The sequence below is a fragment of the Rhodococcus triatomae genome, assembly GCF_014217785.1.
GTDB lineage: Bacteria > Actinomycetota > Actinomycetes > Mycobacteriales > Mycobacteriaceae > Rhodococcus_F > Rhodococcus_F triatomae.
Window position 1 is genome coordinate 1 of record NZ_CP048814.1, and the last position, 15,240, is coordinate 15,240.

Below are 15,240 nucleotides of genomic sequence, written 5' to 3' on the forward strand. Positions count from 1 at the left end.
CTGGAATAAGTTACGTCAAGGAAAACGGAGCGTCAAATCCCCAGGTCGCCGCCCACGGTGGGATGAAAGCCGCAGGTGGGGCCGCCCGAAGGCGGCCCGCTCCCGGGCTTCCACGCCGCCGCGGCTGTTGTGACGCCCCACACGTCACCGGGTGGCGACTTCGATGCCGGCGAAGTTTCGCTTGCCGCGGCGGATGACCAGCCACTTTCCGTGCAGCGCGTCGACAGATTCCGGAGTCCATCCCTCGTCCGCGATCTTGACGTTGTTCACCGACGCCCCACCCTCCTTGACCGTCCTGCGTGCCGCGCCCTTGCTCTCGCAGAGCCCACTCAGGACGAGCAGATCCACGATCGTCGAGGGAGCCCCGGGATCGAGGACGGACACCGACGCCTCCCGCAACGCGGCGGCGAGGGTGGCCTCGTCCAGCTCGCCGAGTTCGGCACGGCCGAACAGTGCCTGACTCGCCAGCTCGACCGACCTGGTGTTCGCCTCACCGTGCACGAGCGTGGTCATCTCCGCGGCGAGTCGGCGCTGCGCCGCCCGTAGTTGCGGGCGCTCCGCGGTCGAGATCTCCAGATCGGCCAGTTCCTCGGCGGACAGGAAGGTGAACCAGCGCAGGTACTTGATCACGTCCGCGTCGCCGGTGTTCACGAAGTACTGGTACCAGGCGTACGGGCTGGTCATCTCCGGATCCAGCCACAGGCTCCCGCCACCGGTGGACTTGCCGAACTTCTTTCCGTCCGCCGAGGTCACCAGAGGCACGGTGAGCGCATGCACCGACTCGCCGTCGAGGCGGCGGTTGAGCTCGACGCCCGCGATGATGTTGCCCCACTGATCGGAACCACCGACCTGCAGCCGGCACCCGTGGTCACGTCGCAGATGTACGTAGTCGTTCGCCTGCAACAGCATGTAGCTGAACTCGGTGTAGGACATCCCGTCCGCCTCGAGCCGCCGCTTGACGGTGTCGCGCGCGAGCATGACGTTCACCGAGAAGTGCTTGCCGATGTCCCGGAGGAAGTCGATTGCCGACAGCTTCCCGGTCCACGTCATGTTGTTCTCGATGACGGCGCCGGTGGGAGAGTCGTCGAAGTCGACGAACCGTTCGAGTTGACCACGAATCCGGTCCGCCCATTCGGCCACCGTGTCCGGAGAGTTCATCGTGCGCTCACCGACGTCTCGGGGGTCGCCGATCATCCCGGTCGCTCCCCCGGCGAGGACGATCGGGCGATGTCCGGCCCGCTGGAAGCGCTTCAACGCCAGGAGCGGGACCAGATGGCCGGCATGCAGGCTCGGCCCGGTGGGGTCGAACCCGGCATAGAGCGTGACCGGACCGGCGGCGAGATCCTTCCGCAGGGCATCCAGATCGGTCGACTGGGCAATGAGCCCACGCCAGGTCAGTTCGTCGATGATGTTCTCAGTCACGACACCGATCATCCCATCCGCGGTTCTCACCATGCCGACGAGTCGGCCACCAGCGCACGCGGGCTGCGTCGATAGGCCGACACCTCCGGGGCGCCGGGTATCCACAGGCGCCACGGCCGCTCGGACGCCGCGCTCACCCCGACCCTCGGACCCGACTCCCACCGGGCCGCGTCGCCGAGCCCGAGGCGCACACGGGAAGCCGGGTCGAACAGATCGGCCCCGTTGTCGTCGAGGGAGATCCCGGTCGCCGAGCCCAGGTTGCCGGGACCACGTGCCCAGTCCCGACGCGGACGCGCGCCGCCGCGGCGTGCACGCACGCTCTCGTCGCCCCGCAGGACCCGACCCGCCCGCAACAGGACGGCGGACGCCGTCCCGGGCGGTCCGGTCGAGACGTTCATGCAGAAGTGCAGCCCGTAGCTGCGATAGACGTACAGACGGCCCGCGGGTCCGAACATCACGCTGTTGCGCGGGGTCGGCCCCCGATACGAGTGCGCCGCAGGATCCGGCCACGGGCCGTCCGGATCGCCCCCGTACGCCTCGACCTCGACGATCTCCATCTCGACGTCGTCGACGACCAGGCACCCGCCGAGGATCAGACCCGCGGCTTCGACGGGCGCACACGCGGACAGACGTTCGGAGCTCACCCGTCGATTGTGCCTGCGCTCCCTTGACCCGGCGGCAACCGGACGCGCAGAATTCATCGTGTGATGAATTCATTCGGCAGACGACGGGACGGCCGATGACCGAGGCGGCCGCGATCAGCACGCGGGAACTCACCGTGCGCCGCGGGCGTCGGATGGTGCTCGACGGGCTGAACCTCGACGTCGAGGCAGGCGCCGTCACCGGCCTACTCGGCCCGTCCGGGTCCGGAAAGACCACCCTCATCCGTGCCGTCGTGGGCACCCAGATCGTGCGGTCCGGCCAGGTGACCGTCCTCGGGGAGCCCGCCGGCTCCCCGGCCCTGCGTCACCGCATCGGTTACGTCACACAGTCCCCCAGCATCTACGCGGATCTCACGGTCACCCGCAACGTCCGCTACTTCGCATCCCTCTACGGGCGGTCCGGCGCCGCCGCCGACTCGGCGATCGAGGCTGTCGGACTCCGCTCGCACCGTTCCCGACTGGCGGGCAACCTGTCCGGCGGACAGTCGAGCCGCGTGTCACTGGCGTGCGCGCTCGTCGCGGAGCCGGAGGTCCTCCTGCTCGACGAACCCACCGTCGGCCTGGACCCCGTACTCCGCGCCGACCTCTGGGATCGTTTCGCCGACCTGGCCCGGAACGGCACGACACTCCTCGTGTCGAGTCACGTGATGGAAGAGGCGGACCACTGCGCAACTCTGCTTCTCCTGCGCGAGGGAAGGCTGCTCGCGCACGTCACGCCCACCGGATTACGTCGACGCACCGGCCGGGAACGCCTCGACGAGGCCTTCCTGCAATTGATCCGGGAGACCGGCCCGGCGGACGACACCGAGGCCCGGGGTGAGGACCGATGAATCCACGAATTCTGGTCGCGACGACGGGCCGGATCCTCGCCCAGTTGCGCTCCGATCACCGCACCGTGGCGATGATCCTCCTCGTTCCGACACTGCTGATGGTGTTGCTCTACTTCCTGTACCAGGACGTACCCACGGCCCCGGGGGAGCCGTCCCTGTACTCCCGGATTGCGGTCACGATGCTGGGCGTCCTGCCCTTCGTCGTGATGTTCCTCGTCACCTCGATCGCGATGCAGCGCGAACGCTCGTCGGGAACCCTCGAACGGCTACTGACCACTCCCCTGGCCAAATTCGATCTGCTCGGCGGCTACGCCGCCGCGTTCTCCGCCGCGGCGATCGCCCAGGCCGCCCTCGCCTGCGCAGCGGCCTTCGGGTTCCTGGGCATCGAGACGGCGGGAAGCGTCGCGTGGGTGGTGACGATCGCCGTGCTCAACGCAATCCTCGGCGTAGCTCTGGGCCTGCTGTGCAGCGCGTTCGCCCGGACCGAGTTCCAGGCCGTGCAGTTCATGCCGGTCGTGGTCATCCCGCAGTTCCTGCTCTGCGGCCTGCTCGTGCCCCGCGACCAGCTACCGACCTGGCTCGAATGGGTCAGCAACGTCCTCCCCCTCAGCTACGCGGTCGACGCGCTCGGGCAGGTGACCGTTCACCCCGGCGTCACCGGGCTCATGCTGCGCGATCTTGCCGTGGTCCTCGGCTTCGTCGTGGTGTCCCTCACTCTCGCGGCGGCGACGCTGCGACGCCGCACGCCGTGAGTGCGCGCGGCACTCGGCCCGGACGGCGCCCGGGAAGCTCGTCCACCCGGCAGGAGATCCTCGCCGCCGCCCGGGTGGAGTTCGCGCGGAACGGCTTCGACCGCACCACGATCCGCGCGGTCGCGAGCGCAGCCCGGGTCGACCCCGCGTTGGTGCACCACTATTTCGGGACGAAACGCGGACTCTTCACCGCGTCATTGGAAGTACCGGTGGATCCGTCCGAGGTGATCGCTCCGGTCCTCGAACTCCCGGTCGGCGACATCGGGCCGGCACTGCTCCGCACCGTCCTCGGAGCCTGGGAATCGCCGCTCCGGCCCACACTCGCGGCTGCGTTCCGAGCGACGGTCACCGAGTCCGACGGCGCACTCCTGCGTACGTTCCTGCTCGAGTTCGTCCTCCGCGATCTCGTCCCACTGGTCGACGAGCCCGCCGGGTCGGGCCGGGTCCGGGTGCAGTTGGTCGCCTCCCAGATCGCCGGGCTCCTCCTCACCCGCTACGTCCTCACGCTCGAGCCGCTCGCCTCGCTGCCCGTCGACGACGTCGTCGCGGTCGTGGGGCCGACGGTCCAGCGCTACCTCACCGGCGACTGGGGACGCGACCTCACCGGGAGTGCCTCGTCAGGAATCCGCTGACGGCGGCGCATCCGCCCGGGCGAGCAGCTGATCGTGTTCCGCCGCATCGACATCACGCGCCTCGTCGACGAGCAGGACCGGGATGCCGGCATCGATCGGGTAGGCCCGGCGCAACCGCGGGTTGTAGAGCAGCTCGTCCCCGATCAACAGCAGCGGGCCCTTGTCCTGAGGGCAGGCGAGGATGCTGAGCAAGGTCGGGTCGATGGCCACTGGGTTCCTCTCGGGGGTCGGTTCGCGGTTCAGGCTACCGCGCCCCGGTGGCGAGGGAACCATGTGGAGCCCCGGCATGCACTCCTCGCCCCTCGGCGAAATGAGCGGCCACGGCCTTGGTGAAACGCTTGTACGTGCCCGATTCGAGGTCGAGGTAGCGCACCCGCGGCCCGGGCGACGGGAGCCCTGCGGCGCGCAGTTCGGTGGCGCTCGGCCGGTACGACGTCCCGACCGGGATACCGGCGACCACGGTGAGGATGTCCGGCCACTGATCCACCGGGATGTGCGCGAACGCATCCTCGATGTCGGCCACCGCGGGGAGACCGTTGCCCTTCACCGTCATCGCCGCCACGGCAATCTCGGTGCCGTCGACCTCGATCCCGTAGACGACCGCGAGGTCGACCTTCCGGACACACCCGAGCGCATCGACCAGCGGGGTCGTGTAGATCGGCCCACGCGGCGACACGACGACGGTGCGTTTGTGGTCGACCAGCCAGTAGTCCCCGTCCTGGTCGCGCCGGAAGAGGTTCTCGGTCGGGCTCCAGGCGTCACCTGCCGCGAAGATGCCCCGCAGGGCGCCCCCCTGCATCTCGGCGTAGACGCCGGCGCGACCGAGCAGCAGGCCCACCTCGTCGTCGGCGCACTCGCGGACGAACCCGTTCTCGTCCTCGATGAGCGACCGTGTCACCGGGTCGTAGGCGGCCAGCTTCACCTCGGCGGTGCCGGGCAGCGGGCGACCCTTGCAGCCGATCTTGGCGCCGGAGACGTTCGCGAGGATGACGTCTCCCTCGGTGGACGCGTAGAACTCCAGAACCTGTGCCGGCGTGAACTCGTCGATCGTCCGGTTCCACAGTGCCGGGGACATGCCGGAGCCGATGAACAGGCGTACCGGGTGGATGCCGTGCACCGTCGTCTCGTCGGCGTCGAGGATCTCCCTCAACATGGTCCAGGTGTAGCTCACCACCGTGACGCCGTAGCGGTGGACCTCCTCGCCGAAGCGCTTCGGATCGAGGCTGCGGGACAGCGCGATCCGGGACCCGCCCGCGACGGCACCGCCCAGGGTGGCGAGCAGGCTCGACGGATGGTGGAGCGGGGTGAGGCAGTAGACGGTGTCGCTGCGGTCGAGATCGGCGGCGGAGGCCGTACCGAACGCCGACAGCGCCCACCGGTGATTCGTGATCTGCTTGATCTCGAGGCTTCCGTGCGACTCGGTGAAGAGTATGAACGCGAGTTCACGTGCGAGACCGGGATCGGGCCGGTACCACCCGGGCAGGGTGACGGCATCGGCGTCGATCTGCTCGAGGTCGACGACCTTCCATCCCGGCTTCAGCTCCAGCTCGCGCACCTCGCCGCCGCCGAGTGCGAGGACTTCCTTCCCGGTGCCGACCGCCAGCTCCACGTGCTCCGGATCGGCGACGATGCGGGACACGTTCCCCAACTCGACGGCGACGGGCAGTTGGTCGCCGTCCGGGGGCAGCAACACCGCGACGGCACCGATCCGCGACAACGCGGCGACGGCCGCGAGCGCACTCGGACGGGTACCCATGAGCACTCCGACGTGAGCGGCGGGGCGCACACCGGACTGGATGAGCCCCCGCACGACCCGGTCGATCCGGGCACCCGCGTTCTCGTGGGTGTGTATCCGGTTGTCGAAGACGAACAGCTCACCGCGCGGCGCCTTGCGACGCTGCTCGGCGAGCAGGCGGCTCAGTGAGATCTGCGTGTGCGGCTGGATCTGGCCCAGGCGGGCGAGCCGCGGGAGAGCCCGAGTCGCCTCGCCGGACAACTCCACCGTCCCGCGCACCGCACCCGAGGCCAGGTCGCTCAGGCCCCTTCCGACGCCGATGCCCAGTTCCGCCACCGAGGCCACCGTGTGCACGACACGGTCCGCGAGAGACACGCCGGTCTCGCCGGGATGGACCTCGTCCCGGCGCATCGCGTACACCTCGGCGGGCTTGCCGCCCTCCCCCTCGCGCCAGAGCACCCACTCCCCCGTCGTCGGCCAGCTGTGCGAGACGGCCGCTGATCCGACCACGAGCCCGAAATGACCGGCCCTCAGCGAGGATTCGAATACGTCGGCGCTCGGTGCGGCCTGCTGGATTCCTCGAACGGCCACGGGTTGCCCGATGTCGTCGACTTCACCGAGGAAGGCCAGAATGGGGGTCGAGATCTCGGCGAGCGAGACCACCGTGTCCTTGATGACGAATCCGCCCGTCATCATCCGGTTGTGGGCGATGAATTGCTTGAGCAGTTCCGCGACCGCGGGGCCCGACCAGCCCACCCACCCTTCGGTGGCGAGGAAGCGGCGCTGCTGTTCCCGTGGGAGCAATGCTTCGCGGTCGTGCAACTGGAGGAGGAACTCCACCCGCGACCGGAGGGTCTTCACCGGGTCCAGGAGCTGAAAGCCGGTGCGCGCCATCCATCCCGAGACCGCGAGCCGACTGAAGACGTGGTCGGCGAGGAAGTCCGCGGCATTCGACGCCACTTCCGCCGGGATGCCGAACGGCAAACCGGCGAGGGTGTCCACCGGGCTGCCGAAGGTGATCAGGCTGGCGATGTCCCGGCTGCGCCGGTACGCGGCGGCCTGATAGGCGAACATTCCGCCCTGGGAGTATCCGGCGAGGTGCACCTTACGGCCGGTCTGCCGGCGGACGAACTCCACGATGTCACTGATCGCGATGACGTGATCGGCGAGATTGCGATCCCACCCACCCTCCTCGACGTCGGGCTCGCCGAAGTCGACCACCCAGGGATCGATGCCCATCTCCCGGAGAACGCTGACGGCACCCTGGTCCTTGGTCACGTCGTAGACGTCCGCCGACATCATCATCGGTGGCACCAGGACGATCGGGGGGCCGGCCTCGCCGGTCTCGGCGTCGGTGAAGTACCTCCGCAACCGATACATGGGGGTGCGCTCGACGACGACGTACGGCGAACGGGTGATGTCGGTGGCCAGACCGCCGAGCCGGACCACCTCCAACCCGTTCTGGGCCGTAGCCACCACACGACGGACCGGACCGATCACCGAGTTCGCTCTCACACGCACGTCGCCACTCCCCGCTACTCGAACTGTGACCTAAGTCTGCCTGTGCACGTTCTGTGTTACCACGCGGGGTCCGGCCACGACGTGATCTCTCACACCGTCCAGCTACGCAGTGTCGTCGCGAGCGCCGCGACACGGTCGAGTTGCTCCCGCACGCGAACGCCCGAAGTTCCCCCGCGTGCGTCGCGGGACGCGATCGACCCGGCCACGGTGAGCACCTCCCTGACCTCCGGCGTCAGCGCCGCGTCCACGGCGGCAAGCTCCGCGTCGGTGAGATCCGCGAGGCCCACTCCCCTGGCCTCGGCGGCGCGTACGCACCCGCCCGCGGCCTCGTGGGCCACCCGGAAGGGCACCCCCTGCCGCACCATCCACTCGGCGATGTCGGTGGCGAGGGTGAAGCCCGCGGGCGCGAGCTCGGCCATCCGATCGGTGTGGAACTCGAGGGTGCCGACCAGACCTGCGATCGCGGGCAGGAGCAGTTCGAGCTGAGCCACCGAATCGAAGACCGGCTCCTTGTCCTCCTGCAGATCACGGTTGTAGGCCAGGGGCTGTGCCTTGAGCGTCGCGAGCAGACCGGTGAGGTTGCCGATGAGTCGACCGGACTTGCCCCGGGTCAGTTCGGAGACGTCCGGATTCTTCTTCTGCGGCATGATGGACGACCCGGTCGACCATGCGTCGGCCAGCGTCACATAGCCGAATTCCGGTGTGCTCCAGAGGATCACCTCTTCCGCCATCCGGGACAGGTCCACACCGATCATCGCGAGCACGAACGCCGCCTCCGCGGCGAAATCCCGGGAGGACGTCGCGTCGATGGAGTTCTCCGCCGACGAATCGAACCCCAGATCTGCCGCAATCGCCTCCGGGTCCAGTCCCAGCGACGACCCGGCGAGCGCACCGGAGCCGTAGGGCGAGACCGCGGCGCGGCGGTCGAAATCGCGCAACCGCTCCACGTCCCGGAGCAGAGGATGGGCGTGGGCGAGCAGGTGGTGGGACAGCAGAACCGGCTGGGCCGCCTGCAGGTGCGTCTTGCCCGGCATCACGGCGGCGGGATGCGTGGCCGCCTGCGCGGTGAGCGCGTCCACCACGTCGAGGACTCCCGCGGCGACCCGGCGCACCGCGTCCCGCAGCCACATCCGGAACAGCGTGGCGACCTGGTCGTTGCGCGAGCGCCCGGCGCGCAGGCGCCCGCCGACCTCCGGGCCCACCCGCTCGATGAGCCCTCGTTCGAGGGCGCCGTGCACGTCCTCGTCGGACTCGGCGGGTGCGAAGGCACCGCTCGCGACGTCTGCGGCGAGACCGTCGAGGCCGTCCTGCATGGTGGCGAGGTCGGCTTCCGACAGCAGCCCCGCCCGGTGCAGTACCCGCGCATGGGCCTTCGACGCCCGGATGTCGTACGGCGCGAGTACCCAGTCGAAGTGGGTCGACTTGCTCAGTGCCGCCATGGCGGCGGCCGGTCCGGACTCGAACCGGCCGCCCCACAACGCGCCCTCGTTGGTCCCGTGAGGGGTGGCATCCGTCATCGTTACAGGCCCAGATCCCGCTTCGCGGCGACCTTCGAGGACAGTCCGTGGATGTGGACGAAGCCCTTGGCGTTGGACTGGTCGAACGAATCGCCCTCGTCGTACGTGGCGAGGTTGAAGTCGTACAGCGACTCTCCGCTGCGCCGGCCGTTGACGACCACCGAACCGCCGTGGAGGACCAGGCGGATGTCACCGGAGACGTGCTCCTGCGTCTTCTGCACGAAGGTGTCCAGCGCGTCCTTGAGCGGCGAGAACCAGAGGCCGTCGTAGACCAGCTCGCTCCAGCGCTGCTCGGTCTGACGCTTGAAGCGACCCAGCTCGCGTTCGAGGGTGACGTGCTCGAGCTCCTGGTGCGCGGTGATGAGGACCATCGCGCCCGGCGCCTCGTACACCTCGCGGCTCTTGATGCCGACGAGGCGGTCCTCGACGACGTCGAGGCGGCCGACGCCCTGGGCACCGGCCCGCTGGTTGAGTTCCTGGATGGCCTCGAGCACGGACACCGGGCGACCGTCGATCGCGATCGGGCGGCCCTTGTCGAAGGTGATGATCAGCTCGTCCGGTGTCTGCCAGTGCACCGTAGGGTCCTCGGTGTAGCTGTAGACGTCCTTGGTCGGCGCGTTCCACAGGTCCTCGAGGAACCCGGTCTCCACCGCGCGTCCCCAGACGTTCTGGTCGATGGAGAACGGCGACTTCTTGGAGACGTTGATCGGGATCTTGTTCTCCTCGGCGAAGGCGATGGCCTTCTCCCGCGTCCACGCGTAGTCACGGACCGGGGCGATGACGTCCAGGTCCGGTGCCAGGGCACCGAAGCCGACCTCGAAACGCACCTGGTCGTTGCCCTTGCCGGTGCAGCCGTGGGACACGACGGTGCCGCCGTGGTCCCGGGCCGCCTGGACGATGTGCTTGACGATCAGCGGACGGCTGATCGCCGACACCAGCGGGTAACGGTCCATGTAGAGGGCGTTGGCCTGGATGGTGGGGAGGCAGTACTCGTCGGCGAACTCGTCGCGCGCGTCGACGACGACGGACTCGACCGCACCGCAGTCGAGGGCGCGCTGACGCACGACCTCCATGTCCTCCCCGCCCTGACCCAGATCGATCGCGACGGCGACGACTTCCTTGCCGGTCTCCTTGCCGATCCAGCTGATGGCGACGGAGGTGTCCAACCCACCCGAGTAGGCGAGTACGACGCGATCGGCCATTGTCTGTGTGCTCCTTAGGTTGTTCTGTAGAGAATGTGCAGCGTTCGCGAGGTTCGGATTCGCGGACGTGCATTCGGGACGTTCGATTCGATTGTCAGGCGAGCGACTCGATCTTCGCGGCCAGCTGCGCGCCGGTCATCGGTTCGCGTGCCACCACCATGATCGTGTCATCCCCGGCGATGGTGCCCACCACTTCGGGTAATGATGCCCGATCGAGTGCACTGGCCAGATAGTGCGCCGCCCCCGGCGGAGTTCGCAGCACGGCGAGATTGCCGCTGGCGTCGGTGGAGACGAGCAGATCACCGAGGAGGCGGGACAGCCGGTCGGTACCGCCGGACACGCCGCGCACGGGATTGCCGTCCTCCGGGACGACGTAGACCCCGGCACCGCCGTCGGCACCGCGCAGCTTGACGGCGCCGAGTTCCTCGAGGTCCCTCGAGAGAGTGGCCTGCGTGGCCTCGATCCCCTCGGCGGCGAGCAACGCGGCCAGTTCGGTCTGGCTGCGGACCGGGTTGTTCGACAGGATCGCGATGATCCTGGCCTGACGCCCGGCTCGGGTCCGGGCCGGGCCGCCCGCGGTGCCGCGACCCGCCCGGGATTCGGAGGTGGTGCTCACCGTGGGCTCCGTTGGGCCAGCAGCCAGACGAGCAGCGCCTTCTGGGCGTGCAGCCGGTTCTCGGCCTCGTCCCAGACCACGCTCTGCGGACCGTCGAGCACCTGATCGGTGACTTCCTCGCCGCGATGCGCCGGCAGGCAGTGCAGCACGATCGCCTCGTCGTCGGCGTGGGTGAGCAACGACTCGTTGATCTGGAAGGGCCGGAACGGACCGACCCGGTCGAGTCCGTCGTTCTCCTGCCCCATCGACGTCCACGTGTCGGTCACCAGGGCGTCGGCACCCTCCGCGCCGGCCTTCGGGTCGCTGGTGACAGCGATCGACGCCCCCGTCTCCGCGGCGCGGGACCGGGCGAGATCGAGTATCCACTCCTTCGGGGCGAACCCTTCGGGACTGGCGATCGTCACGTCGATTCCTGCGGTGACACCACCGAGCAGCAACGAATGCGCCATGTTGTTGGCGCCGTCGCCGAGGTAGGTCAGCCGCAGACCTTTCAGGTCGCCCTTACGTTCGCGCAGGGTCTGCAGGTCGGCGAGCACCTGGCACGGATGGAACTCGTCGGAGAGCGCGTTCACGATCGGCACCGTGGTGCCCGCGGCCATCTGCTCGAGCCGCGCCTGTCCGAACGTGCGCCACACGATCGCGTCGAGATATCTCGACAACACCCGGCCGGTGTCCGCGAGGGTCTCCTCCCGCCCGAGCTGGGTGCTCTGGCCGTCCACCACCACCGCGTGTCCACCGAGTTGAGCGATGCCCAGCTCGAAAGAGAACCGGGTGCGCGTCGAGTTCTTCTCGAAGATGACGCCGACACCGCGCGGTCCCTCGAGCGGACGCTCGGAGAACGGCTCACGTTTGAGCCGGGCCGCGATGTCGAGCACCTCGGCCTGCTGCGCAGGGGTGAGGTCGTCGTCGCGCAGAAAGTTCTTCACTGGCGTGTCCTTCACTGTGCTGTGCGCGGTCATCGCGGTCAGTTCCCTTCCTGCGTCGCCGGGGAGCCCGCTGCGTCGAGGATCGCCGGCAGTGCCGCGACGAACGAATCCGCCTGCTCGTCGGAGAGCACGAGTGGCGGCGCCAACCGGATCACGTCGGGACGTGCGGCGTTCACGAGGAATCCGGCGTCTCGCGCGGCCGCCTCGACGGCAGGACCGACCTGGTCGGTCAACACGATGCCGAGCAGCAGGCCGGCGCCGCGCACGTGATCGACGAGCGGATGGCCCAGCGCCTCGATCCCGTAGGTGACGTGCTTGCCGAGCGCGTCCGCCCGCGAGACGAGGTCCTGTTCGGTGATCGTGTCGAGAACCGCCAGTGCCGCCGCGGCGCACACGGGATTGCCGCCGAACGTGGTGCCGTGCTTGCCCGGTCCGAAGAACTGCGCGGCCGGGCCGGTGGCGAGCACCGCACCGATCGGCATTCCGCCGCCGAGCCCCTTGGCGAGGGTGATCACATCGGGAACGATGCCGTGCGCCTGGTGCGCGTAGAACCAGCCGGTTCGGGCGATGCCGGTCTGGATCTCGTCGAGCACCAGCAGCGCGCCGTGTCGTGCCGTGATCTCCCGCGCGGCGACCAGGTACCCCTCCGGGGGAACCACGACGCCGTACTCCCCCATGATCGGTTCGAGGAACACTGCGGCCGTCCGGTCGTCGACGGCGGCCTCGAGCGCCGCGACGTCCCCGTAGGGCACGTGCTCGACACCGGGAGGCATCGGCTCGAACGGCACGCGCTTGTCCGGCTGCCCGGTGAGCGCGAGGGCACCCATCGTGCGGCCGTGGAACGCGTTCTGTGCGGCGATGATCTTCGGCCGGCCGGTGAGCCGGGCCAGCTTGAACGCGGCCTCGTTGGCCTCGGTACCCGAATTGCAGAAGAACGCGCGTCCCGGCGCCCCCAGCAGCGCGAGGAGCCGCTCCGCCAAGGTCACCACCGGCTCGCTGGCGTACAGGTTCGACACGTGCCCGAGGGTCGCAAGCTGCCGGGTGACGGCCTCGACGACGGCGGGGTGTCCGTGGCCGAGGATGTTGACCGCGATACCGCCGAGCAGATCGAGGTAGTTCCTGCCGTCCACGTCGGTGAGCACGGCGCCCTCGCCGCGTGCGAGCGCGACCTTCGGAACTCCGTAGTTGTCCATCAGCGAGGTCTCCCACCGCTGCTGGATCTCGAAGGTGCCACTCATGAAACGTCTCCCTGGATCGGGGCGGAACGGGTCTGGCTCACAGGGTTGTGGGCAGGCCCGGAACCGGCGGGCACGACCATGGTGCCGATGCCCTCCTCGGTGAACAACTCGAGCAGGACCGAGTGCGCGAGTCGTCCGTCGATGACGTGCGCGGTCGGCACACCGCCACGCACCGCCCGCAGGCAGGCCTCCATCTTCGGCACCATCCCGGCATCGAGGGTCGGCAGGAGTTGTTCCAGCGCCGCGACGTCGATCTCGGTGGCGAGGGAACTGCGATCCGGCCAGTCCGTGTAGAGGCCTTCGACGTCGGTGAGAACCACGAGCTTCTCGGCGCCGATCGCCTCCGCCAGCGCCGCTGCCGCGGTATCGGCGTTGATGTTGTGCACGACGCCGTCCTGGTCCGGGGCGATGGTGGACACGACCGGAATCCGGCCGGCGCCGATGAGGTCGAGCACGGCGTCGGGGTTGACCGTCGTCACGTCACCGACGAGGCCGATGTCGGTCGGGACGCCGTCGACCGACACCGTCCGACGGGTGGCGGTGAACAGGTGCGCGTCCTCACCGGAGATTCCGACGGCATACGGGCCGTGAGCGTTGATCAGACCCACGAGCTCGCGTCCGACCTGCCCGAACAGCACCATCCGCACGACGTCCATGACTTCCGGTGTGGTGACCCGGAATCCGCCGCGAAACTCGCCGACCAAGCCCAGCCGCTGCAGCATCGCCGTGATCTGCGGGCCCCCGCCGTGCACCACGACGGGGTGGATGCCCACCGTCCGGAGAAAGGCCATGTCGGCGGCGAAGGCGGTCTTCAGTTCCTCGTCGATCATGGCGTTGCCGCCGTACTTGACGACCACGATCTTGTCCCGGAACGCCTGCAGCCACGGGAGCGCTTCAGCCAGGACGTGCGCCTTCTGGTGCGCGGTGATACCCGCGATCGCGCTCACGACGAGTACGCCGAATTCTCTTCGACGTACCCGTGCGAGAGGTCCGTCGTGCGGATGGTCACCGCGGCGTCGCCGATCCGGAGGTCGATGTCCAGGTCGATGTCGACCCCGGACAGATCGACCTCGCGTGCTCCGGGAGCCCCGACACCGTCGATACACACGGGGCTTCCGTTGAAGGACACCGTGATCCGGTCGGGATCGAGCTCGATCGGGGCGATACCGATCGCTGCCAGTACCCGGCCCCAGTTGGGATCGGAACCGAACACCGCGGTCTTGACGAGGCTGTCCCGGGCCACGGTCCTGGCGCCGATCAGTGCCTCGTCCTCGGAGGCCGCGCCACGTACCGTGACCCGCACCCGCTTCGTGACGCCCTCGGCGTCCGCCATCAACTGGTCCGCGAGATCGTCGCACACCGCGGTGACCGCTGCCGTGAGCTCCTCCTGGGACGGCGCGACGTTGCTCGCACCGGATGCCAGGAGCAGCACCGTGTCGTTGGTGGACGTCGCGCCGTCCACGTCCAGGCGGTCGAAGCTCACCCTGGTGGCGGCACGCAGCGCCTCGTCGAGTTGTTCCGCCGAGGCCACCGCGTCGGTGGTGATCACACACAGCATGGTGGCGAGGGCAGGCGCGAGCATGCCCGCACCCTTGGCCATCCCGCCGACGTTCCACTTGCCGGAATGGTGCAGCGCCGCCTGCTTGGGCACGGTGTCCGTCGTCATGATCGCGTAGGCCGCATCGGTGCCGCCGGACAGTCCGCCCGCGAGCTCGTGCACCGCCTCGGTGACGCCGGGCAGCAGCTTGTCCATCGGCAACCGGTCGCCGATGAGCCCGGTGGAGCAGACTGCGACTTCGACAGCACCGGTGTCCGTTCCCCAATTGCTCAGGGCCGCTGCGACTTCCTCCGCCGTCTTGTGGGAGTCCTGGAACCCCGGTGCGCCGGTACAGGCATTGGCACCGCCGGAATTGAGAACCACGGCACGAAGCCGTCCCGTGGTGAGCACCTGCTGGGACCAGAGCACCGGCGCGGCCTTGACCTTGTTGGCCGTGAACACGCCCGCGGCCGAGAGCTCCGGGCCCTCGTTGAGGACGAGCGCGAGGTCGGCGTTGCCGTTCGCCTTGATCCCGGCCGTGATACCCGCCGCACGGAAGCCGGCCGGCGCGGTCACGCCCTGGCTTCGGACGAGCCGGCCGCCTGCGACCTCGGTGCCCGGCGCATCGTCGGGCTGCCCGGGCTCGGGCG

General features: G+C 69.1%; 14 protein-coding genes. 3 read left to right on the plus strand and 11 right to left on the minus strand.

From position 1 onward, the window contains the following. Positions 1–144 precede the first annotated feature (144 nt). On the minus strand, positions 145–1,422 hold the full coding sequence (tyrS, locus tag G4H71_RS00005; RefSeq protein WP_072740376.1) for a tyrosine--tRNA ligase: 1,278 nt from the start codon (positions 1,420–1,422) through the stop codon (positions 145–147). A gap of 26 nt (positions 1,423–1,448) precedes the next feature. Further along, positions 1,449–2,066, minus strand: coding sequence for a DNA-3-methyladenine glycosylase (locus G4H71_RS00010; RefSeq protein ID WP_246442667.1), 618 nt, complete (start codon positions 2,064–2,066; stop codon positions 1,449–1,451). A gap of 95 nt (positions 2,067–2,161) precedes the next feature. On the opposite strand from G4H71_RS00010, the gene G4H71_RS00015 reads away from it, so the two are divergent. From G4H71_RS00015 to G4H71_RS00025, 3 genes are read left to right on the plus strand one after another with little or no spacing between them, the layout of a single operon-like run. Next, on the plus strand, positions 2,162–2,914 hold the full coding sequence (locus tag G4H71_RS00015; protein WP_072740374.1) for an ABC transporter ATP-binding protein: 753 nt from the start codon (positions 2,162–2,164) through the stop codon (positions 2,912–2,914). Beyond that, the gene (locus tag G4H71_RS00020) at positions 2,911–3,666 is read left to right on the plus strand and encodes an ABC transporter permease (protein WP_072740373.1); all 756 of its coding nucleotides are present in this window, start codon (positions 2,911–2,913) and stop codon (positions 3,664–3,666) included. Before G4H71_RS00015 ends, G4H71_RS00020 begins: the two co-directional genes overlap by 4 nt. Then, positions 3,663–4,298, plus strand: a complete 636-nt coding sequence (locus G4H71_RS00025) for a TetR/AcrR family transcriptional regulator (protein WP_072740372.1) — start codon at positions 3,663–3,665, stop codon at positions 4,296–4,298. Before G4H71_RS00020 ends, G4H71_RS00025 begins: the two co-directional genes overlap by 4 nt. On the opposite strand, the gene G4H71_RS00030 is transcribed toward G4H71_RS00025, so the two are convergent. From G4H71_RS00030 to argJ, 9 genes are all read right to left on the minus strand, one after another. Next, on the minus strand, positions 4,284–4,508 hold the full coding sequence (locus tag G4H71_RS00030) for a Trm112 family protein (RefSeq protein WP_072740371.1): 225 nt from the start codon (positions 4,506–4,508) through the stop codon (positions 4,284–4,286). The genes G4H71_RS00025 and G4H71_RS00030 overlap by 15 nt on opposite strands. A gap of 34 nt (positions 4,509–4,542) precedes the next feature. Then, positions 4,543–7,554, minus strand: coding sequence for an AMP-binding protein (locus tag G4H71_RS00035; protein WP_072740370.1), 3,012 nt, complete (start codon positions 7,552–7,554; stop codon positions 4,543–4,545). Positions 7,555–7,643: 89 nt separating this feature from the next. Then, positions 7,644–9,071, minus strand: coding sequence for an argininosuccinate lyase (gene argH, locus G4H71_RS00040; RefSeq protein WP_072740369.1), 1,428 nt, complete (start codon positions 9,069–9,071; stop codon positions 7,644–7,646). 2 nt (positions 9,072–9,073) lie between these two features. Next, complete coding sequence (locus G4H71_RS00045; protein ID WP_072740368.1) at positions 9,074–10,273, minus strand: argininosuccinate synthase; 1,200 nt, start codon at positions 10,271–10,273, stop codon at positions 9,074–9,076. A gap of 94 nt (positions 10,274–10,367) precedes the next feature. Beyond that, on the minus strand, positions 10,368–10,889 hold the full coding sequence (locus G4H71_RS00050) for an arginine repressor (protein WP_072740367.1): 522 nt from the start codon (positions 10,887–10,889) through the stop codon (positions 10,368–10,370). Then, positions 10,886–11,848, minus strand: a complete 963-nt coding sequence (gene argF / locus G4H71_RS00055; protein WP_072740366.1) for an ornithine carbamoyltransferase — start codon at positions 11,846–11,848, stop codon at positions 10,886–10,888. The genes G4H71_RS00050 and argF overlap by 4 nt, the downstream gene beginning before the upstream one ends. A gap of 5 nt (positions 11,849–11,853) precedes the next feature. Beyond that, on the minus strand, positions 11,854–13,053 hold the full coding sequence (locus tag G4H71_RS00060) for an acetylornithine transaminase (protein WP_072740365.1): 1,200 nt from the start codon (positions 13,051–13,053) through the stop codon (positions 11,854–11,856). Further along, positions 13,050–14,000: an acetylglutamate kinase gene (argB, locus tag G4H71_RS00065; protein WP_072740364.1), complete on the minus strand. Its 951-nt coding sequence runs from the start codon at positions 13,998–14,000 to the stop codon at positions 13,050–13,052. Before argB ends, G4H71_RS00060 begins: the two co-directional genes overlap by 4 nt. Next, positions 13,997–15,166: a bifunctional glutamate N-acetyltransferase/amino-acid acetyltransferase ArgJ gene (argJ, locus tag G4H71_RS00070; protein ID WP_246442864.1), complete on the minus strand. Its 1,170-nt coding sequence runs from the start codon at positions 15,164–15,166 to the stop codon at positions 13,997–13,999. Before argJ ends, argB begins: the two co-directional genes overlap by 4 nt. Positions 15,167–15,240: the final 74 nt, after the last annotated feature.

Bases quoted from the DNA above. Each gene is read 5' to 3' on its own strand.
- G4H71_RS00015 (WP_072740374.1), top strand. From the start codon at position 2,162: ATGACCGAGGCGGCCGCGATCAGCACGCGGGAACTCACCGTGCGCCGC.
- argF (WP_072740366.1), bottom strand. From the start codon at position 11,848: ATGACCGCGCACAGCACAGTGAAGGACACGCCAGTGAAGAACTTTCTG.
- argH (WP_072740369.1), bottom strand. From the start codon at position 9,071: ATGACGGATGCCACCCCTCACGGGACCAACGAGGGCGCGTTGTGGGGC.
- G4H71_RS00045 (WP_072740368.1), bottom strand. From the start codon at position 10,273: ATGGCCGATCGCGTCGTACTCGCCTACTCGGGTGGGTTGGACACCTCC.
- G4H71_RS00060 (WP_072740365.1), bottom strand. From the start codon at position 13,053: ATGAGTGGCACCTTCGAGATCCAGCAGCGGTGGGAGACCTCGCTGATG.
- G4H71_RS00020 (WP_072740373.1), top strand. From the start codon at position 2,911: ATGAATCCACGAATTCTGGTCGCGACGACGGGCCGGATCCTCGCCCAG.